The 25,628-nt window shown below is 48.9% G+C and carries 23 protein-coding genes; 18 read left to right on the top strand and 5 right to left on the bottom strand.

Features of this window, described 5'->3' with window-relative positions:
* The 4 genes from ACOJTG_RS03100 to ACOJTG_RS03085 all read left to right on the top strand — a co-directional run.
* On the top strand, positions 1-1,301 hold a 1,301-nt coding region (locus ACOJTG_RS03100), incomplete at its 5' end, for a glycosyl hydrolase family 65 protein (protein ID WP_420152465.1).
* A gap of 56 nt (positions 1,302-1,357) precedes the next feature.
* A complete protein-coding gene (locus tag ACOJTG_RS03095) occupies positions 1,358-1,834 on the top strand; it encodes a Dps family protein (protein WP_420152464.1) in 477 nt (158 codons plus the stop codon).
* Positions 1,835-1,928: 94 nt separating this feature from the next.
* Positions 1,929-2,981: an AMP-binding protein gene (locus ACOJTG_RS03090; protein ID WP_420152463.1), complete on the top strand. Its 1,053-nt coding sequence runs from the start codon at positions 1,929-1,931 to the stop codon at positions 2,979-2,981.
* An 82-nt stretch (positions 2,982-3,063) separates the two neighbouring features.
* Entirely contained in the window at positions 3,064-3,855 is a 792-nt protein-coding gene (locus ACOJTG_RS03085; protein ID WP_420152462.1) for a hypothetical protein, read from the top strand.
* 39 nt (positions 3,856-3,894) lie between these two features.
* Here the strand turns inward: ACOJTG_RS03085 and ACOJTG_RS03080 are convergent, their stop codons facing one another.
* A complete protein-coding gene (locus ACOJTG_RS03080) occupies positions 3,895-4,869 on the bottom strand; it encodes a helix-turn-helix transcriptional regulator (RefSeq protein WP_420152461.1) in 975 nt (324 codons plus the stop codon).
* Between the two features lie 194 nt (positions 4,870-5,063).
* Between ACOJTG_RS03080 and ACOJTG_RS03075 the strand changes: the two genes are divergently transcribed.
* The 3 genes from ACOJTG_RS03075 (at position 5,064) to ACOJTG_RS03065 (ending at position 10,357) form a co-directional block, all read left to right on the top strand.
* Positions 5,064-7,898, top strand: a complete 2,835-nt coding sequence (locus ACOJTG_RS03075) for a hypothetical protein (protein WP_420152460.1) — start codon at positions 5,064-5,066, stop codon at positions 7,896-7,898.
* Positions 7,899-7,934: 36 nt separating this feature from the next.
* Complete coding sequence (locus ACOJTG_RS03070) at positions 7,935-9,437, top strand: S10 family peptidase (protein ID WP_420152459.1); 1,503 nt, start codon at positions 7,935-7,937, stop codon at positions 9,435-9,437.
* A gap of 227 nt (positions 9,438-9,664) precedes the next feature.
* Entirely contained in the window at positions 9,665-10,357 is a 693-nt protein-coding gene (locus ACOJTG_RS03065) for a hypothetical protein (protein ID WP_420152458.1), read from the top strand.
* 120 nt (positions 10,358-10,477) lie between these two features.
* On the opposite strand, the gene ACOJTG_RS03060 is transcribed toward ACOJTG_RS03065, so the two are convergent.
* From ACOJTG_RS03060 to ACOJTG_RS03045, 4 genes are all read right to left on the bottom strand, one after another.
* Positions 10,478-11,947, bottom strand: a complete 1,470-nt coding sequence (locus tag ACOJTG_RS03060; RefSeq protein ID WP_420152457.1) for an MBOAT family O-acyltransferase — start codon at positions 11,945-11,947, stop codon at positions 10,478-10,480.
* Positions 11,928-12,584, bottom strand: a complete 657-nt coding sequence (locus tag ACOJTG_RS03055) for a GDSL-type esterase/lipase family protein (protein WP_420152466.1) — start codon at positions 12,582-12,584, stop codon at positions 11,928-11,930. Before ACOJTG_RS03055 ends, ACOJTG_RS03060 begins: the two co-directional genes overlap by 20 nt.
* Before the next feature lie 418 nt (positions 12,585-13,002).
* Positions 13,003-14,496, bottom strand: a complete 1,494-nt coding sequence (locus ACOJTG_RS03050; RefSeq protein ID WP_420152456.1) for a hypothetical protein — start codon at positions 14,494-14,496, stop codon at positions 13,003-13,005.
* Positions 14,497-14,591: 95 nt separating this feature from the next.
* The gene (locus ACOJTG_RS03045) at positions 14,592-15,476 is read right to left on the bottom strand and encodes a bifunctional 5,10-methylenetetrahydrofolate dehydrogenase/5,10-methenyltetrahydrofolate cyclohydrolase (protein ID WP_420152455.1); all 885 of its coding nucleotides are present in this window, start codon (positions 15,474-15,476) and stop codon (positions 14,592-14,594) included.
* A 198-nt stretch (positions 15,477-15,674) separates the two neighbouring features.
* Here ACOJTG_RS03045 and ACOJTG_RS03040 point away from each other — a divergent pair, with 198 nt between their 5' ends.
* The 11 genes from ACOJTG_RS03040 to ACOJTG_RS02990 all read left to right on the top strand — a co-directional run bounded on the left by ACOJTG_RS03040 (position 15,675) and on the right by ACOJTG_RS02990 (position 25,224).
* The gene (locus tag ACOJTG_RS03040; protein ID WP_420152454.1) at positions 15,675-16,034 is read left to right on the top strand and encodes a hypothetical protein; all 360 of its coding nucleotides are present in this window, start codon (positions 15,675-15,677) and stop codon (positions 16,032-16,034) included.
* A gap of 164 nt (positions 16,035-16,198) precedes the next feature.
* Positions 16,199-16,681: a DUF2452 domain-containing protein gene (locus tag ACOJTG_RS03035; RefSeq protein ID WP_094817028.1), complete on the top strand. Its 483-nt coding sequence runs from the start codon at positions 16,199-16,201 to the stop codon at positions 16,679-16,681.
* A 38-nt stretch (positions 16,682-16,719) separates the two neighbouring features.
* Complete coding sequence (gene menB / locus ACOJTG_RS03030; protein ID WP_420152453.1) at positions 16,720-17,574, top strand: 1,4-dihydroxy-2-naphthoyl-CoA synthase; 855 nt, start codon at positions 16,720-16,722, stop codon at positions 17,572-17,574.
* Positions 17,575-17,733: 159 nt separating this feature from the next.
* A complete protein-coding gene (locus ACOJTG_RS03025; protein ID WP_420152452.1) occupies positions 17,734-18,147 on the top strand; it encodes a hypothetical protein in 414 nt (137 codons plus the stop codon).
* Between the two features lie 51 nt (positions 18,148-18,198).
* Positions 18,199-18,612 (top strand): EVE domain-containing protein, encoded by a 414-nt coding sequence (locus tag ACOJTG_RS03020; protein ID WP_420152451.1) that lies wholly within the window; start codon positions 18,199-18,201, stop codon positions 18,610-18,612.
* Positions 18,605-20,158, top strand: a complete 1,554-nt coding sequence (locus ACOJTG_RS03015) for a hypothetical protein (protein WP_420152450.1) — start codon at positions 18,605-18,607, stop codon at positions 20,156-20,158. The genes ACOJTG_RS03020 and ACOJTG_RS03015 overlap by 8 nt, the downstream gene beginning before the upstream one ends.
* 220 nt (positions 20,159-20,378) lie before the next feature.
* The gene (locus tag ACOJTG_RS03010) at positions 20,379-21,260 is read left to right on the top strand and encodes a class I SAM-dependent methyltransferase (protein WP_420152449.1); all 882 of its coding nucleotides are present in this window, start codon (positions 20,379-20,381) and stop codon (positions 21,258-21,260) included.
* Positions 21,261-21,343: 83 nt separating this feature from the next.
* Positions 21,344-22,027 (top strand): response regulator, encoded by a 684-nt coding sequence (locus tag ACOJTG_RS03005; protein WP_420152448.1) that lies wholly within the window; start codon positions 21,344-21,346, stop codon positions 22,025-22,027.
* Between the two features lie 54 nt (positions 22,028-22,081).
* Positions 22,082-23,458, top strand: a complete 1,377-nt coding sequence (locus ACOJTG_RS03000; RefSeq protein ID WP_420152447.1) for an ATP-binding protein — start codon at positions 22,082-22,084, stop codon at positions 23,456-23,458.
* 174 nt (positions 23,459-23,632) lie between these two features.
* On the top strand, positions 23,633-23,878 hold the full coding sequence (locus ACOJTG_RS02995; RefSeq protein ID WP_104711812.1) for a hypothetical protein: 246 nt from the start codon (positions 23,633-23,635) through the stop codon (positions 23,876-23,878).
* A gap of 611 nt (positions 23,879-24,489) precedes the next feature.
* A complete protein-coding gene (locus tag ACOJTG_RS02990; RefSeq protein ID WP_420152446.1) occupies positions 24,490-25,224 on the top strand; it encodes a hypothetical protein in 735 nt (244 codons plus the stop codon).
* Positions 25,225-25,628: the final 404 nt, after the last annotated feature.

Genomic DNA, 25,628 nt, shown 5'->3' with positions numbered 1-25,628 from the left:
GCCTCAACATTGGTCCTAAAGGTTTTACAGGAGAAAAATACGGCGGCGTGACGTATTGGGATACGGAAGCATACTGCATTCCCTTCTATCTCTCTACGGCGGAACCCAAAGTAGCCCGGAACCTGCTTATTTACCGTTGGAAACAACTGGGCAAAGCCATTGAAAACGCCGAGAAGCTGGGTTTCACGGGAGGAGCGGCCCTGTATCCAATGGTGACCATGAACGGCGAGGAATGTCATAACGAGTGGGAAATCACCTTCGAGGAAATCCACCGTAACGGAGCCATCGCTTACGCCCTCTACGATTACATTCGGTATACGGACGATACGGCTTACCTGGGTGAATACGGCTTTGAGGTACTCCTGGGCATTGCTCGTTTCTGGTCGCAACGCATTACGTGGTCAGACGAACGTCAGCAATTTGTCATGCTCGGCGTAACCGGACCGAACGAGTACGAAAACAACGTGAATAATAACTGGTACACGAACTACATCGCTCGCTGGTGCCTGCAATACACGCTGGAAGTAGCCGATCAGTTGAAGACTACGGAGGCCGAACGTTACGCCACTTTGAGTCAGCAACTGCAGCTCAACGAAGAAGCGGAGTTTAGACGTTTCCAGGCCATCATCGACCAGCTTTACTTACCCGAATCGAAAGAATTAGGGGTTTTCCTACAACAGGATAGTTACCTGGATAAAGAACAAATTCTCGTAACCGACCTGCGTCCCGAAGATCGTCCGCTGAATCAAAAATGGTCCTGGGATCGGATTTTGCGGTCGCCTTTCATCAAACAGGCGGACGTACTGCAGGGATTATACTTCTTCGAAGATGAATTTGAGGAAGCGACGATTCGCCAGAACTACGATTACTACGAACCCCGTACGGTCCACGAATCTTCGCTGTCTCCCTGCGTACATGCCATTTTGGCGTCCCGGCTGGGGATGGATGACAAAGCCTACGAAATGTATCTGCGGACGAGTCGCCTGGATTTGGATGATTACAACAACGATACCGAAGATGGGCTACACATCACCTCCATGGCAGGCACCTGGATGTCAGTGGTGAAAGGTTTTGGGGGCCTGCGGGTGAAAGACGGACAACTTCACTTATCCCCTCGCTGCCCCCAGCAATGGCAGAGCTATTCGTTTACCATTCGTTTCCGGGACAATATCCTCAATGTACATGTCCGACCAGATGGCACAGAAATTGAGAATATAGCGGGTGACGAGCTTACGGTATGGGTTCAGGACGAAAGCCGCAGCATTCCTGCGGCAGTAGTCGAAGCCCCCGAGGAAGAGTAATTTTCTTTGTGTCCGTAACGCTGTTTTACTTTTTGTCAACCGAACGATACGATAGCATGAGTACTTTAAATGCCATTGGTTTAGATACCGATAAATCCGCTGCACTGGCCCAGAAACTGAACGAATTGCTGGCTAATTATTCCATCTTTTACCAAAATACCCGCGGGTATCACTGGAATATCAAGGGCGAAAAATTCTTTGAATTACACGTAAAATTCGAAGAGCTGTACAACGATTTGTTGCTAAAAATTGACGAAGTAGCCGAGCGGATTTTAACGCTGGGCTATACGCCCAACCATAACTATTCGGAATACGCCCGTCAGTCGCAAATTCTGGAAAGTGCCAAAGTTTCCAACGGCACTACGGCGGTAGAAGGCATCCTGAATTCCTTTAAGGTGATCATGCCCCTGCAACGCGAAATTCTGGCGGTAGCGGGTGAAATCAACGACGAAGGAACTAGTGCCCTGATGAGCGATTACATTCGTTCGCAAGAAAAAATGGTCTGGATGTATTCGGCCTTTTTGAATAACTAAGCTTTGGTGTCTATTAAGTATACTTACCTTGCGAAGAGCCGTTGTCAGACAACGGCTCTCCGTTTTTCTCAGGCAACCGGTTAATTTTACACGCATGCTAGTAATCGATGCCGCTCTTCCTTTACCCGAGCCTCAGACGGAGTACGAAGCTCAGGCCCTGCATTTTTGCCAGCAGTGGCTTTCGGGTCAATCGCATTTCCAGTTGCAAACGTCCGGTTCGACGGGTACCCCCAAGGTCATTACGCTAACTCGAGCCCAAATGCAGGCTTCCGCCCGCCTTACGGCCGAAACCTTTCAGTTGCAGCCCGGCGATCGGGCCCTTTGCTGTTTGAACGTCCACTACATCGCGGGCGTGATGATGCTGGTTCGCACGCTGGAATGTGGATTACGCACTTTTTTGACGGAACCCAGCTCCGACCCGTTACCGACGGCTGTTCCCCTCGATTTTGCGGCCTTTGTACCCTTGCAACTTCAACATTTGCTGGAAAAACCGAGTGCATCTGTACCGCAGCTCAATCAAATGAAGGCCATTATCATTGGTGGAGCAGCCGTTTCTCAAGCCCTGCATACGGCTCTACAGATCATACAGGCTCCCGTGTATGCTACCTATGGGATGACCGAGACGGTTTCGCACATTGCCATTCGCCGCCTGAACGGTACCGAGCAGTCGGATTACTTTCAGGCTTTACCGGGGGTAGTTCTAGGGCTTGACGACCGCGATTGTCTGCACATTACCGCCGCCGCTTCTAATTTCGAACGCATTCAGACCAATGATGTCGTAGAAATGCAGGACGGCGGACGTTTTCGTATTCTAGGTCGGGCGGATCATATCATTAACTCTGGAGGAATCAAAATTCAACTGGAAGAAGTCGAACGCTGGGTTGAACCCATCTTACAGGATTATTACCCCGGAAAACGTTTTTTTGCCTGGGGTTTTCCCGATGAACGGCTGGGGCAGGCACTAACGCTCGTCATCGAAGCGGAGTCGCTCGCTCCCGAACAAAATCAGGAACTGCTCCAGCAACTTAAAAATCAGCTTCCCGCGTATAAGTCCCCACGGTCTTTGCGTACGGTACAAGCTTTCCAGCATACGCCCACGGAAAAAGTTGACAAACGGGCTACTGTACAGGGACTACCCACTGAATAATTGCTAAGATCTGCCCGAAAACTGCCGCTAAACGCCGAAAACTAAAAACTATTCACTATTTTTCACGCACAGAATTGTGCTTATGGAAACTCTTCTTCGATCCATTGAGATCAACTATCAAACGGCAGAGCTTATCCCTGCTCCCTATTCCCATAAATATTTCATCCGCTGTACGGTCAATCGGGCGGACGAATTACACGTGGTTTTTCGCATTGAATACACCGATCGGGATGATCTGACGGAAGAGGAAATTCTGGGCGAAGGATTCACGGGTAACGATGATTTCGAATGGGAAGGTACACTCCTGCCCGTCTGGACGGAAGAACTTCGGTCGCTGGTTGCTAAAACCGACTTTTACAAGACCAGTCGTCCGGCCCAGGAAGCTGAAAATCAGTTCTGGCTTAATGTTGAATACAAGGATCAGGAACCTCTCCTGGGCAAACCCCGGAATCGGGAGCCCTGGGAATACCTGTCGCAGGAACTCATTCAGGCCATCTACGAAACGGCCCGTCTGGAAGCTCCGCTGAAACTGATTTATCTGAAAAAACTGAAGGATAAGTCGGTTCAACTGGAAATGAACGTCTTCTTCTCCAAACGTACGGTGAAGATGAATATGCAGGTGGACAACATTGAAAAGTCGAATGAACTTCGCTGGGACACGTTGAATCCGGTACTACGACTCATCTACGCGGGTGAGTTTTTAGCCGAAAAAGCTACGCCCAAGAAGCCTGATCATCCGGGTAACTTTATCAATGTCGGCGACGGCCTTTGGTACGAATTTGGCAAATCGCTGGTTAATCCGAGCGGTAACAATCGGTTTCTGAACGACATTGAGCGTACGTTGGACGAACTTTCACAGTTACCTACAGAATAAAGAAAAAAGCGGATGGTTGCCATCCGCTTTTTTTATGTCTCAGGCTTTCGCCCGATCAAGTTCTTCTTTTAGTTCTTCTACTAACGCCTTCATACGGTCAAGCGATACGGGTGGTTCGGGTAGTTTGGTACTATAAAAGCCGCGAACGGACCAGACCTCCACAATATCTTTCAGGGAAAGTTCGATCGTCTGGATGTTTGGATTGTCCGAACTTAGTAAGAGGGTACTCTTAATTTTCAACTGATTATACACCCGTCGGTACAGTAAACCCTGCATTCGGGATACGATCAGATAGTGCTTGGAGTCTTCGAGCAAATACCAGTCCGTTACCTGTTCGGCAATCAGGATAGAACCGGGAATGGAAAAGTCATCACCCACTTCAAAGGCTCGGATAACACCCGTTTTCGTCTGCGGTCCCTGAAACGGCGGTAACTGCTCAATGAACTCACCCTGCCGCGATTTCATGACGTATTCGTTTATCCGCCCCTGATTAACCAGCCGAATACCCGGATCTACCGAAGCCGAGGCCGTAGTAACAGGTGCCTGAATCACGGGCGGAGCCGTTGCTCGGTTGAACGCTTCCGACGCTTTGGGTAATTCTACGGGCGTATCGGACAGAAAATCCAAGCGATTGAGTTTGCGAAGCGTTACTCGCTGGGCCACCAGGTTGACCTGCGATTTTTCCCGGAAATACGTATCCACCACTTTTTGAATGGGCTGCGGTGGACGAGCCGTTTCAGGACGGTAAACGGGAGGTGGAGGCGTCGCGGAGGCGGGACCTAAATTCAGGCTGGGCGTATCACGAATCCGGCGTAAATCAACCGTTAGCAACTGATCGAGCGTAATGCCGAAGAGTTGTGAAAGTTTGATGAGCGTTTCGCGGGGCGGGTTGGCTCTTGCCTCTTCGTACGCACCAATGTTTGGCCGTTTGGTACCCAGGCGACGAGCTAACTGCTCCTGTGTCAGATCGTTACGGTTCCGCAGATACCGAATATTCTCGCTAATGATGCTCATACCGCCTCCTAAATTGACAAAATTTTTAGCAAAACTATTTAAAATAGAAAGCGAGTCAAGTTTTTTGCTCCTTCGTTTCCTCAGATTAACCCCGTTTTTCCTCAAAAGAAACCAATACGCCTACGTAGCCCTGCTAAAAATTTCAAAGTTTGTGCTTAGCTTACACCCTTCATTTTTTCCATAGATTCGTAGGAATGAATCGCTTTCTTTTCTGTGTATGGTGCTGTTTGACTGGCTATCAGGCACTTGCTCAATTAGGTAACGCCAGTCAAAACCCTGCCTCCATTCGCTGGTTTCAGTACCGCACTCCCCACTTCCAGATCATTTATCCGGAAGGTCTTGATTCGGTTAGTAATCGACTGGCCAATACCATGGAAACCGTTTATGAGCCCGTATCCAAGACCCTCGGTCGGAAACCCCGTCGTATTCCTCTGGTACTGCAAACCCAAACCACGGTTTCCAACGGGTTTGTAACCCTGACGCCCCGTCATACGGAGTTCTACATCACGCCGCCACAGGACGCCAACTTTCTGGGTACTAATCGCTGGCTTGACCTGCTGGCTGTGCACGAATACCGGCACGTCGTTCAGAATGAAAAAGCGATGACCGGTATTAGCAAGGGATTGTTCTATCTGTTTGGCTACAATGCTACTAATTTTCTAAAAACTGGCATCCCGGACTGGTTTGCGGAAGGAGACGCCGTGTGCACGGAAACGGCACTCTCCCCCGGCGGACGCGGGCGAATCCCGGAGTTTAATCTCCTGTTCCGTACCCAGCTATTAAGCCGGAATAAACCTTTTAGCTACCCTAAAATCGTTGCGGGTTCGTACCGGGATAACCTCCCCGACTGGTACGTTCTGGGCTATCATTTAACGAACTACGCCCGCAGAAAGCTGGGACCTGAGGTTTGGAATACGGTTCTTGATCGGTACTACCGTTTCCCCTTTTATCCCTTTTCTTTTTCGGATAAGCTTCGGAAAATCTCAGGCCTGCGGACGGAGGATCTGTATCAGGAAGCGGCAGCTGATTTTACCCAACAGTGGGCCGCTCAGCAAGCCGTAGCGTCGCCCGCCCCGCAGGTTTCTACCAAACCCATTCGGGTGTATACGGATTACGAGTACCCGCAATTACTACCCGATGGACGTATAGTTGCGTTAAAATCAGGATTAGCGAATATTCCCGCCTTTGTACTGCTGGACGGGCAAAACGAAACGAAGCTGTACGAAACGGGTTTTCTCCAAAATTCCGCCACCCTTTCGCTGGGCCAGACTACGCTGGTTTGGGCAGAACAACACTTTGATCCTCGCTGGGGCATGCGGGATTATACGGTACTCAAGACGCTCGACCTGCGTACGGGAACGACGCGGCAAGTCACCCGAAAAAGTCGCTACTTTGCTCCAACAATTTCGCCCGATGGGCGTACCATTCTTACCGTATCCATTGATACCGAAGGAAAAAGTCAACTGGTGTTAGTACAAGCCTCGGACGGTCAGGTTCTCCGGACCTTTCCGAATCCTCAACAGTCTTTGTACCAGCAGCCTCGGTTTGCGGCGGATGGTCGCCGGGCCATTATGGTACGACAGGTAGGTTCTCAGAAAACGTTAACGATACTGAATCTGGAGACCGGTCAATCGCAGGACGTCTTTCCACTCCAAACGCAGAATCTTTCTCAACCGCTGTTGTACGACGACTGGGTACTTTACAATGCCCCGTACACGGGTACCGACCAGATTTACGCATTTCATCGAATCAACCAAAAGCACTACGCGGTCACGCAACGGCCTTTTGGGGCGTACCACGCCGCTCTTTCGCCTGATGGTCGTACCCTGGCTTTTCAGGATTTTACGGAACAGGGCCATCGGATTGCCCGCCTGCCCTTTAATCCAGCGGAATGGACTGAACTTACTGAAATCCCGACCGCCCCTACCCGCTCGTTTGGTCCGCTGGTTCAACAGGAGAACAATCCCGCGTTACTGACTTCCGTACCCAATCAGTCGAACGTTCGCAAGCCGTATTCAAAAGCTAATCTGTTTAATATCTACGGTTGGGGCCCGGTGCTGACTTCGTCCGAGACGGACTTATCCGTGGGCATCCAGTCACAGAATCTGCTTTCTACGGCCTTTACCTCCGCCGGGTACACCTACAACGCTAACGAACGACAAGGCCGCTGGGAAGGCAATTTCAGTTACTACGGCTGGTATCCGGTGATTGATGTGAGTGTGGCGAGTGCCGGACGTCAGACGGTCTTTTCACTCGACGAGCAACCACCCATCGATAGCCTCCGAAAAGATTACTGGCGACAAAACGAGTTTAACGTCGGACTACGTATGCCCCTGGTCTTAACTCACTCCAAGTATCGGGAAGGGCTCTCACTTGCTGTACAAGCCAATTTTATTCAGACCCAGGGTTACGATCTCCCCCTACGGAGCCGTACCGAGCCGGGTCGGCACAGTTTATCGGCCACGACCGTTTCCCTCAGTTATTCTCGTCTGTTACGGCAGGCGAAGCGGGATGTACAGCCTCGCTGGGGACAAACCTTTAGTCTCTACGCCCGCAATACGCCTTTCGGGGGTGCCTTACAGGGTAACTTACTGGCTTTACAAACGAGACTGTACTTTCCGGGATTTTTCCCGCATCATTCCATCCGTCTTTACGGCGGCGTACAGTTTCAGGGTTCTGGCGATTCCTACGTATTTGGCAGCCCAATGTTTTTCCCCCGGGGGTATGTGTACGCCAGTGCTGCGAAACTAACCACGGGTACGCTTCAGTACCAGTTGCCGCTGGCCTACCCCGACTGGAGTCTGGGTCGCTTGCTGTACGTGCAACGAATCAAACTCAATGCTTTCGCGGATCTGGGCTATGCCGTCACGGGTGACCGAACCCGTACTTACCAGTCCACGGGCGTTGATGTTACGTTCGATTTCAACGTCCTGCGTTTACGACAGGCTTTCGAGCTGGGCTTTCGGGGTCTTTGGACCCGGGGCGGTGCATTTCAATCTCAATTTTTAGTTATTAATATTGGATTTTAAATCCTTACCATCCGTTTCATTCTTCTCTATTCCCGTATGAAAATCCGATCGCTCTACCTGTTTTCCGCCCTGCTACTGAGTGGTACGCTGAACGCTCAGCCTTCGCAGGAAAAACCCGTCCCCTTTGTGGCTCCGCCCAGCCCCGTTGAAACCAAAGGACAAGTAACCATTCAGGGCAAAACTATTTCGTACACGACCCGTACCGGCTACCTTACCTTAAAGGACGAAAGTGGTAAAGCCAAAGCCAACATTTTTTTCATTGCGTATACCCGGGATGGGGTGTCGGATTTGACGAAACGTCCCATTACGTATACCTTTAACGGTGGGCCTGGTTCGGCTTCGCTCTGGTTACACCTAGGATGCATTGGCCCCCGCCGGATCCCCATGACCGACAAAGGAGAATCCCTGGCTCCGCCCTATGCCTTGGTCAACAATGAATACAGTTGGCTCGACAAAACGGATCTGGTTTTTATCGACCCCGTCAATACGGGCTATAGTCGGGCCGCAGCCGGTGAGAACGAGAAACAGTTTCTCGGCTACAATGAAGATATTCAGTCGGTGGGTGAATTCATTCGTCTGTACACGACGCAGTACGGCCGCTGGGGATCGCCTAAATTTCTGGCGGGCGAAAGTTACGGCACTACCCGGGCGGCAGGTCTTTCGGGCTATTTGCAGGATCGTTACAACCTGTACATCAACGGAATATCGCTCATCTCGTCCATCTTGAATTTCCAGACGGCCCGTTTTGACCGGGGCAATGACTTACCTTTCGCTCTGTTTTTACCTACGTACACGGCGATTGCCTGGTACCACAAGAAACTGGCTCCGGAATACCAAGCCGATCTCAAAAAAACGCTTCAGGCAGCCCGCGACTTTGCGGCTGGCGAATACACTACAGCTCTGATGAAGGGTGATTTGCTGACGGAAACCGAAGAAAAAGCCTTGGTTGAAAAGCTGTCGAAGTTTACGGGCCTTTCCCAAACCTACCTGCGGCAAACGCGTTTACGCGTTGAAATTGGCCGTTTTGTAAAAGAATTACTCCGTTCGGAAGGCAAAACGGCGGGTCGGCTGGATGGCCGCATGACCGGTACGGATTTCGACGATGCGGGCGATGGCTACGAGTTCGATCCCAGTCTTGATGCTACGATTTCCGGTCCGTACTCTACGGCTTTGAATCACTATGTACGGCAGGAACTCAAGTACGAAAATGACCTGCCTTACCTGGCCCTGACGGGACGTGTACAACCCTGGAATTACAACAATGTCCAGAATAGCTACCTCAACGTGAGTGAAACCTTGCGACAGGCCATGAGCAAGAATCCCTTTCTGAAAGTTTGGGTGGGTGCGGGCTATTACGATCTGGCGACGCCGTTTTTTGCCGCCGAGTACACCTTTCACCACATGGGACTTAAACCGGAACAGCGGAAAAACGTATCGTTTACCTATTACGAATCCGGGCACATGATGTACATCCATAAGCCTTCGCTGGTCCAGTTGAAGAAAGATGCCGACACCTTTTACGATCAGGCCCTGAAATAACCCGATCTGTTTCATTGACCGTAGCCTTTGTACAGCGTTGCCAGCCCCATTGGGTTGGCAACTTTCGTTTCATGGGCCTCCCATTGCTTGAATTCACATTTTTTAACAGCCAAAAAGGCCCTTTTCATCGCAAAAGCGACCTATGGCTATTGGCAAATCCATTTCTATCACCCTAATTGCCCCCATCAAAGTAATGTTTGTACCCGTAAATTTTTAACACTTTAGCCATGAAACGTTATCTAGTTGTCTTCGCTATGCTGTTGTTCAGCACCTACTCTTTTGCTCAATTCGGTTCCAATCGGAATCGTCGTAACGACCGCGAAGCCGTTACTTTTTTTTCGAACTCCAACTACCGGGGTCAATCCGTACAGCAATATTCCGGTGATTTCCGGACCATCAATTTTTCCATTGGTTCCATCCGCGTACCTAATGGCTATATTGTCGAAGCGTTTTCGGAGCCTAATTTCCGCGGACAATCGGTGAAGTTCAGTGGCAACGTAGCCCAGTCCGGTAACCAGATTCGTTCGTTACGCATCGTGCAAGACCGGAACTACAACGGTCGCCCCGATTACTCCGACAACCGTCCGGGCCGTGGCCGTCCAGATTACAACGATCGTCCGGGCTCCCACAACAATCGGCCCGGGTACAACGATAATGGTTCCGTCGTTTTCTTCGCGGATGATGACTATCAGGGAGGTTCGGTGACTTTGAATACGGGTCGTTATCGTTCGTCAGCCCTGGGTCAAATGAGCAAAAAAGCCTCTTCGATTCAGGTTCCGGCGGGTTACACCATTCAAGTATTTGAAAACGATAGCTTCACGGGCAATTCTTATACCCTGACGAGCAGCAATAACCGTCTACGGAACATTGGCTGGAATGATCGTATTGGCTCAGTAATCATTACTCGCGGCCGTCGCTAGATTTTACTCGTTCACTATACAAAAAGAAAGGCAGTCATAGAGGCTGCCTTTCTTTTTGTATATATTGAAATCGGTTCACTCGGAAGAAACTTTTCGATTCTTACAGCCTAACCGTCGCTTCTAAAATTGGAAATAGATAAAGGGTTGTACTTCCGCCGACTGTACCTGTGTCATCAATAGAATAACCGCCAGCAACCAGGCCAGTTTGCCCACGAGGGGTAAGCGAATAATCCAGTTTTCGGCCTGTAGTTCCATGGATCGGGGCAGAAAATGTAACGTATAACCCAATAGCATTACCAACAGAACGTTTTGATAGCCTTCAATAAACTGGAGCATCAGCATGGGATTAAACTGAGTAGCGATCTGGTGCAAGAGTTGCTGAGCAATTTCCATGGAATCGGCCCGGAAGAAAATCCAGCAAAAGCAGACAAAATGGAAGGTTATCAGCTGAGATAGCCAGCGGTACGTCGGGTACGCTCCGGGAGAAAAATACGAACGAATAACGCGATGGAAAACTAAGGCCCCGCCGTGTAATACGCCCCACAGAATAAATCGCCAGGCGGCCCCGTGCCAGAGTCCGCCCAGAACCATCGTCATGAAAAGGTTGAAATACGTACGGAAAATGCCCTTACGGTTTCCCCCCATCGAAATGTACAGGTAGTCGCGTAACCAGCTGGACAATGAAATGTGCCAGCGACGCCAGAATTCGGTAATGTTTCGGGATTGGTACGGTGAATCGAAGTTGACCGGATACTCGAAACCCAGCAGCAGAGCAATACCAATTGCCATATCGGAATACCCCGAAAAATCGCAGTAAATCTGCAAAGCGTAGCCATAAACGCCGAAGAGATTTTCCAGCCCCGAGTACAGCGTAGGATTATCAAAAATCCGATCGACGAAGTTGACACTGAGATAGTCGGAGATAACGACCTTTTTAAATAATCCACTACCAATCAGAAAGATAGCTCGCCCAAACTGCTCGGGTGTTACGATCGTAGGTCGGTATAGCTGCGGAATAAAGTCCTTGGCCCGTACAATCGGACCGGCAACCAGCTGCGGAAAAAAGGAAACGAAAAAGGCGTAATCCAGAATGCTCTTGACGGGTTTGATTTCACCCCGGTAAATGTCAATGGTATAGCTCAGCGACTGAAAGGTGTAAAACGAAACACCCACCGGTAGGAAAATCGGCAGCGGATTATAGGGCTGGTGCGAAAACTCCGTCCAGGCCTCATAGAAAAAGTTGGTGTACTTGAAATACGCCAGCAAGCCCAGATTAAGTATCAGGTTGATAACCATCCAGAGCCGTTTGAAAACCTTCTGATCGGCATCGTAGATAAACCAGCCCAGTACGTAATCCACCACGGTAGCTAGTACCAGCAATAGGAAATACCAGCCCGAAGATTTGTAATAGAAGTACAGCGAAAATAAGGTCACGAAAATGACCTTGGCCCGGTGGTGTGGTTGCAGCAGTACGTATATCGACGAGAACCCTAGAAACAACCACAAAAAAAGGCCACTGTTAAATAAGATCGGTGCCTCGGGCTGATACTGAAGCAGTTCCGTCAGTTTACTAAAGTCGATGGGTGGCATAATCGTTGAAGGCCTGCATTAGAGCCTGATACAGTAAATTTCCCTGCAATTCGTAGCCTTTGCGAGTGTAGTGCACCCCATCGCTCGTAATTAGATGATTTTTTTTCCAGAACGCGGCTGGTCCCGTAATTCCGTACAAATCCCAACAAGGCAGGTGATGTTCACTGGCGTAGTTCAGAATGGTCTGCCGTACTTCCGCCATCTTCGGATTGGCCTGCGTACGACGTTTGTATGAATCAGCGGGCGTGGTCAGTAAGATCGTCGCCTGCGGATTGGCCTTTTGCAGGTTTTGTACTAAAGCATCGATGTTGGTGTAAAACTCCGTCATGGTCAGGGCAGCACTATGGGCTTCGTTCGTACCCAGCGAAACCACAATAAGCTGCGGCTCAAGCCCTTTGGTCTGCTCCGCGAAATACTGGGCGTCGCGGTAATGCGAAAACTGAGCCCCGTTTACTCCTACACAGTGATAGAGTACGCCGGGCTGACCATTTTCCAGACTAAATCCAAACAAGGTCGTATGGTTTTGTCCCGGTCTTGTTTGGACGGATTCCAGGGAAAATTCGTCGTTCAGTTCATTTAGATCGACTGAAATCGGTGCTTGTCCCTCCGCTCCACCAGAGGTTTGTACGGAAGCCATTACTGCTCCCGAAGCATCCAGGATATTCAAGTCATAACTGCTGGTATCCCGTAAACAGAACACTTTAAGGCGATCAAACTGATACCCTAAGGCCGAGTCCGAGCGAATTTGTACGTTCATTCGTTTCCCGGGATAGGCATTCCGAATGGTTACACCTCCAATGCCAATTGGTAATTCAGTGTCGGGAAAAATGCAACGTCTGGCTTGCCAGATGGCCTCGCTACTGGTCTGATAGGTATGCGGTTCGTTAGTACGAGCTACGTGCAGGGGTACCACCAGTCCTCGGCCAGCGTTCCCAAACTCGTACTGAAACTGCTTTCGAACAGTATTCGTCAGAAAATCAGCTTGCAGGTGAGAATCACCAATGTGTAAAATATTGACAACGCCCTGTTGCCGTGCCTTTAATTCCGTCAGAGCATCAAAAAACGGATTCAGGCTTTCTACCTGCTGGATCGCGTTGGTTTCGGAGGTCTCGATGCTGGGAGACAGTAGTTTGACGAGTGAGGTTTGAGCCTGAACGTTGGGCAACAGTGCGAACAGCAACAGGCTCAGTCGTAAGATTCTGATCATATTTTTTCTTTTCAAACAAGAGGGCTTTTGCCAACAAACGGGCAATCTTACGGCCACCGGCGTATTTCATGTGCGTGTAATCTTTGTTCGCCAACCCCGCATTTACGTACTTGACCATTGAGCCTTCCCCGCCCATGGCTTCCCAGAGGTTCCAGAAGGTTACGCCCGTTTTGCGGGACATTTCACGTTGGGCTTCAATCAGGTATGGAATACTGGGAAAGGAAACGTACGAACCCGCCTGTCGCATGCTTCGATCGGATACGCCAATAACCAAAATGCTTGCTTCGGGAAATCCTTTTTTGATTCGTTCAATGGCCGCCATCATTTTGGGAACGTACCAGCCCAGTTGCGTCGTATTCGGCTGAATGACATTTAAGCCGTACTGCAAAATGACGAGTTTATAATGTTGGAGGTTGTTGAATTGCTGATACATGGATTCCGAAACCCCCAGCAAACCCCAGCCTGAATTTCCCCGAATACTGAAATTATCGACGTAGACTCCATGATCCGCTTCGAAGCTCAGTCCGTACAGCGTTAAATTATTCCCGAACGAAAAACGAACCTGATTTCCCGCCGCCATCAGAGCGTGCTCGGCCAGTGCAGAGCGGGCGACCAATGTATCGGCCTGCTCCGGCTCAGAACCCAGCGTATACCGTAAAGCACTGCTCTGTTTAGCTTGGTAAAAGACCCGAACGCGATCAAACCGACTGGCCCCGTATGGTCGTCCGGTACTATAATTGACCAGATTATTGCCTTCAGGAATGAAGCTGTAGCCAGATACACCTAAAGCCGGACTTCCCTGCTGTTTTTGTAGGACCGAATAGGTTTTGAAATTCCGGAATTGATGGCGGATGGTGGCCCGAAAATTAGCTACGGGCGACGTGAGCGGTACGTAACCCACCCCTCGTCCTCCGAACAATGCCTGTAGCGTATCCCGGAAATCCCCACATAACATGTCTCCTTCAATAAAGGAATCGCCAAAAAAGGCAATCCGTACGGGCTTGGTCTGGGCTTCCTGACTCAGAGCCTGCATAATCTGCCGGAGACCTTGTCCCGTGCTGTCATAGTCTTCAATACAGGTAATTCCGTTCGGGCAGGGCAGATGCTTCTTCTGTACCGCCACGAGCTCTTCTACCTTCGGTGCAGTCTTTACCGAAGGCTTTTTTTTCGCAAGAGACAAAGGTGGCGAGGGCTTCGTATCTTCCTGAATAGACGAAAACAATCGAACTGGTTTCAGATTTATATCGCTCCAAACCCTTTCGGGTACATACGAAAAGGCCACTAAACCAGCCACCAGCAACAGGGTCAATATCGGAACCTGCCGCAACGAATTGGAGGCCATGAATGAATTAGATACGGAGTTGAGTGAAGAATAAGTTTAACTAGTGGGCTTCCGGATTGCTTTGTACGGTCGGCCGGAAGCCCGCAAACGGAACATTACTTTTTATAAATGCTGCCTTTGGCTGCTAACAGCGTATTCTGCATCAGTGAAATAATAGTCATCTGGCCAACGCCACCGGGTACCGGAGTAATGAAGCTGGTCTTGGGAGCGACTTCATCAAATTTCACGTCTCCCTTCAGTGAAAAACCGGACTTTTTAGTGGCATCCGGTACGCGTTCCAAGCCTACGTCCAGTACAACGGCTCCTTCTTTTACCATATCCGCCGTGATGAATTCCGGACGGCCCAGGGCTCCTACCAGAATATCCGCCTGACGGCAGATTTCAGCCAGATTTTTAGTTTTGGAGTGTGTGATCGTTACGGTACAGTTGCCCGGATACGTATTCCGTTGCATCAGAATGCTCATCGGTAAACCTACAATCTGGCTGCGGCCCACAACGACGCAGTGTTTACCTGCCGTTTCGATGCCGTAATGTTCCAACAGCATCAGGCAGCCCTGAGGCGTGGCTGAAATGTAGGCGGGCAGGCCTTTGGCCATGCGGCCAATGTTGATGGGATGAAAACCGTCCACATCTTTTGCCGGATGAATCGTTTCCATCACGGCGTCGGGATTGATATGAGCCGGCAGGGGTAACTGGACGATCAGACCGTCCATGTCCGGATTTTCATTGATTTCGCGGACTTTATCAAGCAGTTCGGCTTCCGTTACCGTTTCGTCAAAACGAACCAAAGTCGACTCAAAACCCAGTTCTGCACAGGCTTTGACTTTGTGAGCAACGTAGGTTTCAGAAGCTCCATTGGTACCCACCAAAATAGCCACCAAATGGGGCGTTTTGCCGGATTGAGCTTTCAATTGTTGTACTTCTTCGGCGATCTGGGCCTTGAAATGAGAGGCAACAGCCTTGCCGTCAATCAATTGCATAATATTCTGCTCTAAATAGTAAAACGAAAATCAAACCCAAAGATACGGAATCCGGCGATTTCCTTGAGTCCCCTTTGCTCATTTACCCAAGAAATCTGGCTTGCTCCTCTTCAAGAAAAACCGCAAGCAATTATGGACAAATGGTTGACTATAGGACAGTTACGACGTATATTTGGAACGTTTTATTACGCGTAACCCATGCAATTATCTTTCTTACCAGCCGACGAACGCCGTTTTTTTATTGACCTGTTTGCTCAAGTGGTTTTCGATTCCCGCCGGAATCGGCCTCGGCTGAAAACCATTACCAATCAACGGGTTCCGGGCGATTTATCCGTCCGTTGTCCGCTGCGTTTACTACGTCAGTTTCCAGAAGGAACCATTTATAAACTGGATGCTCGACTCGTACAAACGCCGGGAAAACAGCCGTACCTCGTCGCCGTTAACCAACGAACGCTGCACCGGGCTCTTGAATTTTATGACCATAATCTGACTGTACAGAACGGTGAATGTAAAGCCCTCCGCCCTTCCCGCCGGGTCGTGAAAGAACGATCTACCTAACTTTTCAGGGCTTTTCAATTGATATTCTATGCACTAGCTAAATTTTTACGCTTCCTAATACGGGCTTCTTTGCCTGCTTCCATTCGATTCCTGTCTCCCCTTTCCAATTTCCTGCCAAACAATCCGTATTTTTGGGCGTTTTTCTACTAAAAACCATCGGTACTATGCCGGAAAACACGGAAGCAGGGGCGTTCGAAAACCCCATTAACCCAGACAAGGTAGCCGAAAATCCCGGTCTCCTTCCCTACGCCCATAACGCGGGCAGTGCAGTCATTCGTCCCGAAGACGAAGGTAAAATCAAAGCTAAAGCTCTGACCGCCATGCGGCAGCAGACGGGCAAGCAGTACGATCAGCTCGCCGGACAAATGAAAACCCTGCTGGATCAGGCCAAAGCCATTCAGAAGCGGGTGGAAGTTTCGGAACGAGTCTATACGGCGGCGATTAACTTTGAGCCCTTCATTGGTCAGACCATGTATCTGTACGAAAAAGCCGATGGCTCAGACCTGCTCTCGCTGGTGGCTCCGCACGAATGGGGACGTTCCTTTAAATATAACCGCTACGTAGCTCAGGTAACGATGCTGTACGATCACACCTGGGATGTACTGTTTTATAACGACGAAGGCGACGAAGAACGCGTTGAAATTTAGTCGCTGCATAAAGACTTCATCTTGAAAATCACGAAGTAATGAGTAATAATCCGAAAACCACTCCGATCCTTTCCTGGCAGCTGCCCTGGGAACCGATTAAAGAATACCGCGAAATCCGCTATTTGTACTACGAAGGCATCGCGATGATTTCGATTAACCGTCCAGAGGTACACAATGCCTTTACGCCCCTGACGGTCAGTGAAATGATTGAAGCGATGGAACTGGCCCGTCAGGATACGCGGGTCGGCGTAATCATTCTGACGGGTGAAGGCGGTCGGGCGTTCTGCTCGGGCGGCGACCAGTCGGTACGTGGTCACGGTGGCTACGTGGGCGAAGATTCCGTTCCCCGTTTGAACGTACTGGACTTACAACGTCAGATTCGTTCGATTCCCAAACCCGTCATTGCCATGGTAGCCGGATGGGCCATCGGTGGCGGACACGTACTGCACGTAATCTGTGACCTGAGTATTGCGGCTGAAAACGCCCGATTTGGTCAAACGGGACCGAAAGTGGGAAGCTTCGACGGCGGTTTTGGTGCTAGCTACCTAGCCCGTATCGTAGGTCAGAAGAAGGCCCGTGAAATCTGGTACCTCTGCGATCAGTACGACGCTCAGGACGCTCTGTCGATGGGTCTGGTTAATAAGGTAGTACCCATCGAAAAACTGGAACACACGACGGTAGAATGGTGCCGTAAGATTCTGGCAAACAGCCCCATCGCTTTACGGATGCTTAAGTCTTCGTTCAACGCCGATCTGGACGGACAAGCGGGTATTCAGGAGCTGGCCGGTAACGCCACCCTGCTGTACTACCTCAGCGACGAAGCCAAGGAAGGGCAGCGTTCGTTCCTGGAAAGACGCAAACCCGATTTCCGGAAATTCCCGCAGTTTCCTTAATAGTTTACGGTTGACAGTTTTCTGTTTTCAGTACATGCTCTGGTACTACTTTATTACGTATCTATGACTGAATCGATGTTGGCACGGCCATAAATCTGCTCTTATGCTAACTGGTAAGTAATACTGAAAACAGAAAACTAACCACTGAAAACGGAACGTATGAACTATCTGAAATCCATTTTGCTGTTTACGGCCTTAGTGACTCTTTTGGGCAGTTGCCGGGATACCAGTGATCCGCAGGATCGGGATGAGCTGAGTTATCTGCATCAGACCTGGAAACATTCCGACGAAGAAGATACCGAAGGCCGCCTGATTTATCGCAATGCCGATTACAAATTCCCGACTACTAAAGACCGTCAGACGTTTACTTTTAGTGAAAATGACGTACAGGTTTCAGTCATTAAAAACAACAAGCTTACGCAGTACAAAGGCAGCTATACGGTAGTAATGAACGGTAATTCCGTGAAAGAACTGACCATTAATTATACGGAAGCGGGTCAGCGAATCCCTACGGTATTACGCTACGAAGTACTGATTCTCGCCAAGGATGCTCTCATTTTGAAGGCCCTGTAACAAGCGATCGGACTTGCCTTTTTGCTGCTTATTCCCCCAATTATAAAATTCATGAATTTTTGGCTCGTCAAATCCGAACCTTTTAAATATTCCTGGAATGATTTCGTTAAAGAAAAGCGAGGCGTCTGGGATGGTGTACGAAACTTTCAGGCTCGTAATAACCTGAAGGCAATGGCAGTCGGAGATTTGGTGTTATTTTATCATTCAAACGAAGGAAAAGAAATTGTAGGCATTGCTAAAGTGGTACGTGAGGCATATCCCGACCCCACAACGGAGGATGACCGCTGGGTAGTCGTGGATCTGGAGCCCGTCGAAAAGCTCCCCCAAAGCGTCACACTGGAAACCATCAAAGCCGATACCCGCCTACAAAATATTGCCCTGATCCGTCAGTCACGCTTATCGGTTTCCCCCGTCCGGCCCGAAGAATTTGATATCATCGTTGGATTAGGCCATGAACATGCGTAGCCCCCTTATTGTCCTTGCCCTTGTATTGGGCTCTTTTACTCTATTCGCTCAACAGAAGCGACTTGAAATTCCTATTCCCTCGTCTACCGCCAATATTTTCACGATCCCCGTGGGTCAGGAAGGCGTGATGCTGCTCACCCAGACGGGCCGAAATTCGTATCACATCGATCGGTTCGATACCAATCTGGACCGTAGTTGGTCGGTAGATGGCACGATTACGGATGGCCTGGAGTATGTCACGTATTCGTATGACGGCAAAAATGTGTATCTGCTTTTTAGCCGGAATAAGAGTAATGTGTACGAAATCATTAAAGTATACGTAGGTCCGGGTTTCACCGAAAAATTTGAAATTCATTCGGTGGATAAAATGGAAATTTCCCAGTTCAAAGCTTTCCACGATGGCATATACATTGCTGGGGTGGTTCGGGAACAACCCATTTTATCCTACACGAACCTGCAAACGCGTCAGAATCGTCTCCTTAATGCTTCCTTCAAAGGTCAGGCCGAAGTACAGACCATTGACGTGGATTCGGTAACCAATCGCGTAAACGTCACCTACGCCGTTCGGAAAAATCGGGAGTACTCAATTGTAGTAAAATCCTTCGACGATGCAGGAAAACAGCTTTCGGAAATTGTGGTAACCCCCGATGAAGATTACGCCCTGCTCGATGGCCGACTCAGTCCGCTGGCCGATGGTACGAATCTGATGATTGGTACCTATGGTTTCCGGAATATGCAGTCGCAGACGAAGGGCCGGATGGTACAGGGAATTTACATCTGTAAGGTAACCGACAACGAAATTCTGCCCCTGAAGTATTACAGCTTCACGGATTTCAAAAACTTCTTTTCCTACCTGAGTCCCCGCGACCAAGAGCGTCGTGAGCGTCAGGTTCAACGCAAGAAGGAAAAAGGCAGCGATCTGAAACTGAACACGCAGTTACTGTTGCACGATCTGATTCAGAAGGATGGACAGTTGATTCTAGTGGCTGAAGCCTTCCAGGCTACCTTCCGTAATAATGGAAATCCTTGGGGTTACGGCGGTGGCCCTTGGGGCAGTCCGATGGGTGGTTTTTATCCCGGTTGGGGTTGGGGGATGTATAGTCTGAACCCCTTCTACTTCGGAAATCGTGGTTTCTATAACAACGGTTCGCAGATGTTTGATGGCTGGCAGTATACGCACGCTGTGGTGGCAGGTATCAACCAGCAGGGAGCGTTAGTGTGGGATAACAGCTTTGAAATTGACAAGGTAAAAACCCTGTCCTTGAAGGAAAAAGTGAAAGTAAATCTCCAGAATGATCAGGTAACGTTGGTGTACAGTGACAAAGGCAGCCTCCGCTCGAAAAGTATCAAAGGCGGTATGGTGCTCGAAGACGGTACAGCTCAGGCGATTGCCACGAATAACAACGGAGACCGGGTTCGCCGCAACTCGACCGATAATCTGGATTACTGGTACGATAACTACTTCCTGGCCTGGGGTTTCCAACGCATCACCAACGATGCCGAAGGCCGTCGGAACGTGTTTTATCTCAATAAAGTAGCATATTAATTTTGCCCGAAATACGATGCGAAAGGACTGATGATTTACCTCATCAGTCCTTTTCCTGTCTCTGAACCATCAACTTCTTTTAGGAATAGTAGCCGTATTTTAGTGCTTAGAAGTAATACGCTCATCGATGAACGAATCACACGCTCGGTGACTTGTACGAATGTATGATTAAACCTGAACGACTGAAGGCAAGCAAAAGACTTGTCTAAACAATACCTTTATGAAATTACTGACTCCCACCCCCTGGTCTGATTATGAACTGATCGACTGCGGAGGTTTCGAGAAATTAGAACGCTTTGGTGCCTACGTACTGGCCCGCCCCGAACCGCAGGCCATCTGGGATAAAACCCTATCCGATGCCGAATGGGAAAGCAAAGCCCAAGCCTACTTTAAACGCGAAAAAGGCAACTCCGAACGCGGCGAATGGCTGACGAAGCAGGGGATGCCCGACCGCTGGACGGGCACCTACCCCCTGGGTTCGCAGAAGCTTACCTACAAGCTGGCTCTCTCTTCCTTCAAACACGTGGGTCTGTTTCCGGAGCAGGCCGCTAACTGGGAATTCATCTACCAGAAAACCAAGGCCCTCGGCATAGAGAAGCCCAAAGTCCTCAACCTGTTTGCCTACACGGGCGTGGCCTCGCTGGCAGCCCGGGCCGCCGGAGCTGACGTTACGCACGTGGATTCGGTGAAACAGGTCATTAGCTGGTCGCGGGAAAACATGGAACTTAGTAATCTGGATAACATCCGCTGGATGGTGGAAGACGCCATGAAATTCGTGAAGCGGGAAGTTCGCCGGGGCAATACCTATCACGGCATCATTCTGGATCCGCCCGCCTACGGTCGTGGTCCTGACGGCGAGAAGTGGGTACTGGAAGAACAGATCAACGAGTTACTCAAACTTTGCAAGCAATTACTGAATCCACAACAGCACTTTTTTCTGATCAATCTATACTCCCTGAGTTTTTCGGCCCTGATTGCCGAAAGTCTGATTCTGCGAATTTTCGAGAAAACCGAAAATCCTGAGTTCGGTGAACTGTACCTACCCGATTCATTCCATAAAAAGTTACCGCTGGGCATCTTTTACCGCTTTGCTACGGTTTAATGGCCGAGGTTTTTTGACTCCTGGCCCGTACCTTTCGCTTTGTTAGCGGAAATGGGCCCGGAGCCTCCCAAGATAGACGACTTATGAAACTATTGATCATCGAAGACGAGCCGAAAACCGTCCAGTCCATCAGACAGGGCCTGGAAGAAAATGGTTTTGAAGTAGATATTGCTTACGATGGTCTGATTGGTAAACACCTGGCCAAGCGAAATCCCTACGATCTGATCGTTTCGGATATTATCATGCCGGGCCTGAATGGTGTGGAACTGACCCGTGAGCTTCGGAGTGAAGGTGTGGAAACGCCCGTTTTGCTATTGACGGCGTTGGGTGGTATTGACGAAAAGCTGATGGGCTTCGACGCCGGTGCCGACGATTACCTGGTTAAACCCTTTGAATTTGCCGAACTGCTGGCCCGTATCCGCGTGCTGACCCGCCGCTGGAACGGCTCCATGCCCATCGCTTCCAATATTCTGCGGTACACGGATCTGGAAATGAACCTGGATTCGAAAACGGTAACCCGCGGCGAGAAGAAAATTGAACTTACCGCCCGGGAATTCGCCCTCCTGGAATTTATGTTACGGAATCAGGGAAAAGTGCTTTCGAAAGCCGAAATTGCGGAGAAAGTATGGGATGTCAATTTCGATACGGGAACGAACGTAATTGAGGTGTATATCAACCTGTTACGCAAAAAGGTGGACAAAGATTTCACGACCCGTCTCATTCACACTCAATACGGGATGGGCTACGTACTAAAGGTGGAAGATTAGCGGATGCTACTGCCACCTTTCTCCTCTTTCTCAATACTGATTTATTAGGGTTCCATGCAAATTCGTACTCGCCTTACCATTCAATTTACCCTACTGGTTTCGGTAATTGTTTTGCTGGCGTTTGCGGCCATTTATTACTTCCGGGAGTACTCTTTGCAGGAACAGTTCTATAAACGTCTCCGTCAGAAAGCCCTGAGTACAGTCGAGTTGCTGGTTAACCAGAATGAGGTAAACTCCGAGATTCTCAAGCTCATCGACCAGTCGAATTACGACCTGCTGTACAAGGAGAATGTCATTCTGTACACCTATCGAAATGACATCTACCATGCCAATAATGATACCATTCGCTTCGATCTGGACCGGAATATCCTGAACCGCATCCGGCTGAATAAAGAGCTGCGAATTGATCAGGGTGAGTACAAGCTCTACGGACTCTATTACACTAACGATGGCGAACGTATGGTGAGCGTAGCCGGAGCCGCCGACGTAGCCGATCAGGTGAGTATGCGTTCGCTGCTGCGGATTATGCTGTACGCCTACGTTGCCTGTATTTTGCTGGTAGCGGTAGTAGGCTGGTTTTTTGCGGGACGAGCCCTTGTACCCATATCGGACGTCATCAACGAAGTGCAGCGAATTTATCCGCAGAACCTGAGTAGGCGGGTGAATACGCAAAACGAAAAGGACGAAATCGGGCGGCTCACCTTCACGTTCAATGCTCTACTCGACCGGGTGGAACAGGCGTTCCGGTTACAGAATATGTTCATTTCGAATGTCTCGCACGAACTAAAAAACCCGCTTACTAAGATCATCTCTCAGTTGGAAGTAGTGCTGCTGCGGGAACGTAGTACCGAAGAGTACCGCCAGACGGCTTCTTCCGTTTTGGCGGACGCCCGCGACCTGAGTCAGCTCTCGAATACCCTACTCGAACTGGCTAAAGTTTCTGATCAAAATCAGCCCTTCCTCACGGCTCCCGTACGCATTGATGAAGTACTGTGGGATGCCCGTGATCTGCTTCGTTCGACCCATCAGTCGTATACCATTAAGGTTGAATTTCCGGTTGACATTGAAGAAGACTCCGTTTTAACCTTAAACGGCAATGCGTATCTATTGAAGGTAGCGGCAATCAATCTGATGGAAAATGGCTGTAAGTTTTCCAACGATCATACGGTTTTTGTGAAAGTACTGCCTAGCCCGACGCAACTCGAGCTGGTCTTCAGTAACCGTTCCGACATTGCTCAGGAAGAGTTGAGTCTAATTTTTCAGCCGTTTTACCGTAGTCAGAAATCCGTACGTATTTCGGGGTACGGCATCGGTTTATCATTGGTAGACCGAATCATAAAATTGCATAATGGCACGATTGAGGTAGATTCGCAGGAAGGAAACGTGACCTTTCGTATCGTCATTCCTCAGGCTAAACCAAATTTTCAGTAGATTTTAAGGATTGCTTCACGTGTGCTTAAGTATTGGCCCGTTCATTTGCCCTTGCAAAGCAAACCAGTTTTCTCATCCGGTTAGATGGTTTGTAATGGGGGAAATGCAGACACGCTGGGGCCCTTACTGTCGGCTCCAGCGTAGTCTTTTTGATCAGTAACCTCTTTTACCCTCATGAAGTATATGCCTTACCTGGTCGCTACCATAGCCGGGTTTGCGTTAGGCGGCATGGTTCGTTGGTACTGCTACCCCTGGACAGACCTCGTATCCTCTCGCGAAATGATGCTGGTTACGGTACTCATCGGTGTACCTTCCGGATTCGTCTTACAAATCATCGCCGTTCGGTATCCTCCTCAAAGTCGTCTGCTTGATATACGGGTTTTCGTATGCTTGGGGATTGTCTGTTCCTTGATCTGGTAAGGCCTTTTTGCAAAGTTTCAAGTAATATTGTAGAAACACTCTTCCTTTATCGGCTCATATCTATCTACTTACTCTTTCGGATCATTCAAACCTTGAAGCTCTTTGAAAAAGCTTTAACCCGTTAAAGAAACCCACACCTTTGGGCTGTACGCAAAAAATTACGAATCTTAACGTATATTCGAGGCAAAAGAAAAGTGTTGTCCATCTATTGAAATTTATATTCCTACTATCAACTTTCTACCAAGTCGATAGATATATCATCAACCTCTTGTAATTGAACCACATCTTTATTGAACTATGCTTATGGGTATCCTCTTTGCGAGCATCTTCTATTTGATGCATGCCTCATTAAGCCCTCCCCTCAGATCAAGTTTTGCTTTCTTAAAATTCAAGAGAGTTAAAGTACTTTCTTCTTTCAGTAGTAACTCCTTAATTTCCTCGGGGACTTACAATCGAATACAGCCTTAAATATTTTAGCCATTCAACGTTACCTTATCCGATAGCCCAAGAGCCTCGTTGGTTTGATTGGTAGATTACCTAATGGCCAACCTCATTATTACAGCACTCAAATCCACTCAAATTTATACCTCCACTTTTCAACTCAATCCAGTATGTACAAACTGTTTACTCCCATCTTTTTCCTGATTTCTGTTCTTTCCGTTTCCGCCCAAATGGGTATTGGTACGTCAACCCCTCATCCAGGGGCGGCCCTCGACATCGTGTCTCCCGATAAAGCACTTTTGATTCCAAGGGTTACCGAAGTCAACCGGCCCGGCAGCCCTGGCAAAGAAGCGGCTACGCCTGGGATGATTGTTTATCAGCCGGATGGTATACCTGGATTTTATCTATACAACTGGGATGGCTGGATAAAAGTAATGACACCTATGGATGTAAAGCCCCAAGGGTTTGCTTATGCGGTATCGTACTTCACTACAGACTACGTTTTAAACGTGGAGCCTATCTTTCCAACCCAAATATCTTTGAGAGTACCCTATTCAAACGGAGATATATACAGCCAAGAGCCCCATTCTATTACTATAAACAAATCTGGTGTCTATAGCATAGAATATGATATGACTCCTATTTCTGTGACAGGTAATCAATATCAACTACTATTGAACGTCGCAAATAATACTGGCTCATCCAATGGAGTAGTTCCAGGTTCCGTACAAATCTCCTCTCAAGGAGATCCTAAAGTTCACGGCCATGTCATGCTATATGTCTCACAGGGAGCTAGAGTTTCCTTAATTGCACTTCCCTATCCTAACACAAGCACATCTTCATTAACGTTTGGAAGTGCTGATTACCAACATGGGGTTTCAATGAAGATAGTTCGACAACTCTAAAAATCTTATGACCCATCTCGAAGCACTCGTCGCCCAGTACATCGGCATCAAAGATTTGATATTTGAGTTTGCCAGCGATCAATTCAGTTTCACAACTATCGGATGCTCTAGCCAACAAGTAACTGGAGTCTAGGAAAGCGATGAGTCTTAAACCTGTTAAGATTAGGAATATGCTTAAACTTCCCTTACCTCTTTGCCTGCTCGAAAATTAGTACGAACGCAGAGTTTAGCGTAAAAGCCTTTTGTCGAAACATCGACGTCTCCATTCTAGCTTTACTGCAACAATCTACTCACAATCAACTTACATTAATGGTACTTAGAGTAGGTCTTCCGGACCTACTCTAAGTATTTTACAACAAGCGTATAATGCATCTTTTCCAGTAATCCATTACTTTTGACCCGCT

Origin of the sequence: Siphonobacter sp. (genome assembly GCF_048595215.1) — a bacterium.
In the GTDB taxonomy this organism is placed as follows: Bacteria; Bacteroidota; Bacteroidia; order Cytophagales; family Spirosomataceae; genus Siphonobacter.
This window is presented reverse-complemented; position numbering and strand designations above follow the sequence as displayed.

What these genes read in the sequence shown, in the direction of transcription:
- ACOJTG_RS02990 (WP_420152446.1), top strand. Translation starts at nt 24,490, where the DNA reads ATGTACAAACTGTTTACTCCCATCTTTTTCCTGATTTCTGTTCTTTCC.
- ACOJTG_RS03025 (WP_420152452.1), top strand. Translation starts at nt 17,734, where the DNA reads ATGAACTATCTGAAATCCATTTTGCTGTTTACGGCCTTAGTGACTCTT.
- ACOJTG_RS03000 (WP_420152447.1), top strand. Translation starts at nt 22,082, where the DNA reads ATGCAAATTCGTACTCGCCTTACCATTCAATTTACCCTACTGGTTTCG.
- ACOJTG_RS03015 (WP_420152450.1), top strand. Translation starts at nt 18,605, where the DNA reads ATGCGTAGCCCCCTTATTGTCCTTGCCCTTGTATTGGGCTCTTTTACT.
- menB (WP_420152453.1), top strand. Translation starts at nt 16,720, where the DNA reads ATGAGTAATAATCCGAAAACCACTCCGATCCTTTCCTGGCAGCTGCCC.
- ACOJTG_RS03065 (WP_420152458.1), top strand. Translation starts at nt 9,665, where the DNA reads ATGAAACGTTATCTAGTTGTCTTCGCTATGCTGTTGTTCAGCACCTAC.
- ACOJTG_RS03080 (WP_420152461.1), bottom strand. Translation starts at nt 4,869, where the DNA reads ATGAGCATCATTAGCGAGAATATTCGGTATCTGCGGAACCGTAACGAT.
- ACOJTG_RS03040 (WP_420152454.1), top strand. Translation starts at nt 15,675, where the DNA reads ATGCAATTATCTTTCTTACCAGCCGACGAACGCCGTTTTTTTATTGAC.
- ACOJTG_RS03035 (WP_094817028.1), top strand. Translation starts at nt 16,199, where the DNA reads ATGCCGGAAAACACGGAAGCAGGGGCGTTCGAAAACCCCATTAACCCA.
- ACOJTG_RS03070 (WP_420152459.1), top strand. Translation starts at nt 7,935, where the DNA reads ATGAAAATCCGATCGCTCTACCTGTTTTCCGCCCTGCTACTGAGTGGT.
- ACOJTG_RS03090 (WP_420152463.1), top strand. Translation starts at nt 1,929, where the DNA reads ATGCTAGTAATCGATGCCGCTCTTCCTTTACCCGAGCCTCAGACGGAG.
- ACOJTG_RS03005 (WP_420152448.1), top strand. Translation starts at nt 21,344, where the DNA reads ATGAAACTATTGATCATCGAAGACGAGCCGAAAACCGTCCAGTCCATC.
- ACOJTG_RS02995 (WP_104711812.1), top strand. Translation starts at nt 23,633, where the DNA reads ATGAAGTATATGCCTTACCTGGTCGCTACCATAGCCGGGTTTGCGTTA.
- ACOJTG_RS03075 (WP_420152460.1), top strand. Translation starts at nt 5,064, where the DNA reads ATGAATCGCTTTCTTTTCTGTGTATGGTGCTGTTTGACTGGCTATCAG.
- ACOJTG_RS03020 (WP_420152451.1), top strand. Translation starts at nt 18,199, where the DNA reads ATGAATTTTTGGCTCGTCAAATCCGAACCTTTTAAATATTCCTGGAAT.
- ACOJTG_RS03085 (WP_420152462.1), top strand. Translation starts at nt 3,064, where the DNA reads ATGGAAACTCTTCTTCGATCCATTGAGATCAACTATCAAACGGCAGAG.
- ACOJTG_RS03050 (WP_420152456.1), bottom strand. Translation starts at nt 14,496, where the DNA reads ATGGCCTCCAATTCGTTGCGGCAGGTTCCGATATTGACCCTGTTGCTG.
- ACOJTG_RS03095 (WP_420152464.1), top strand. Translation starts at nt 1,358, where the DNA reads ATGAGTACTTTAAATGCCATTGGTTTAGATACCGATAAATCCGCTGCA.
- ACOJTG_RS03060 (WP_420152457.1), bottom strand. Translation starts at nt 11,947, where the DNA reads ATGCCACCCATCGACTTTAGTAAACTGACGGAACTGCTTCAGTATCAG.
- ACOJTG_RS03055 (WP_420152466.1), bottom strand. Translation starts at nt 12,584, where the DNA reads ATGGCTTCCGTACAAACCTCTGGTGGAGCGGAGGGACAAGCACCGATT.
- ACOJTG_RS03010 (WP_420152449.1), top strand. Translation starts at nt 20,379, where the DNA reads ATGAAATTACTGACTCCCACCCCCTGGTCTGATTATGAACTGATCGAC.
- ACOJTG_RS03045 (WP_420152455.1), bottom strand. Translation starts at nt 15,476, where the DNA reads ATGCAATTGATTGACGGCAAGGCTGTTGCCTCTCATTTCAAGGCCCAG.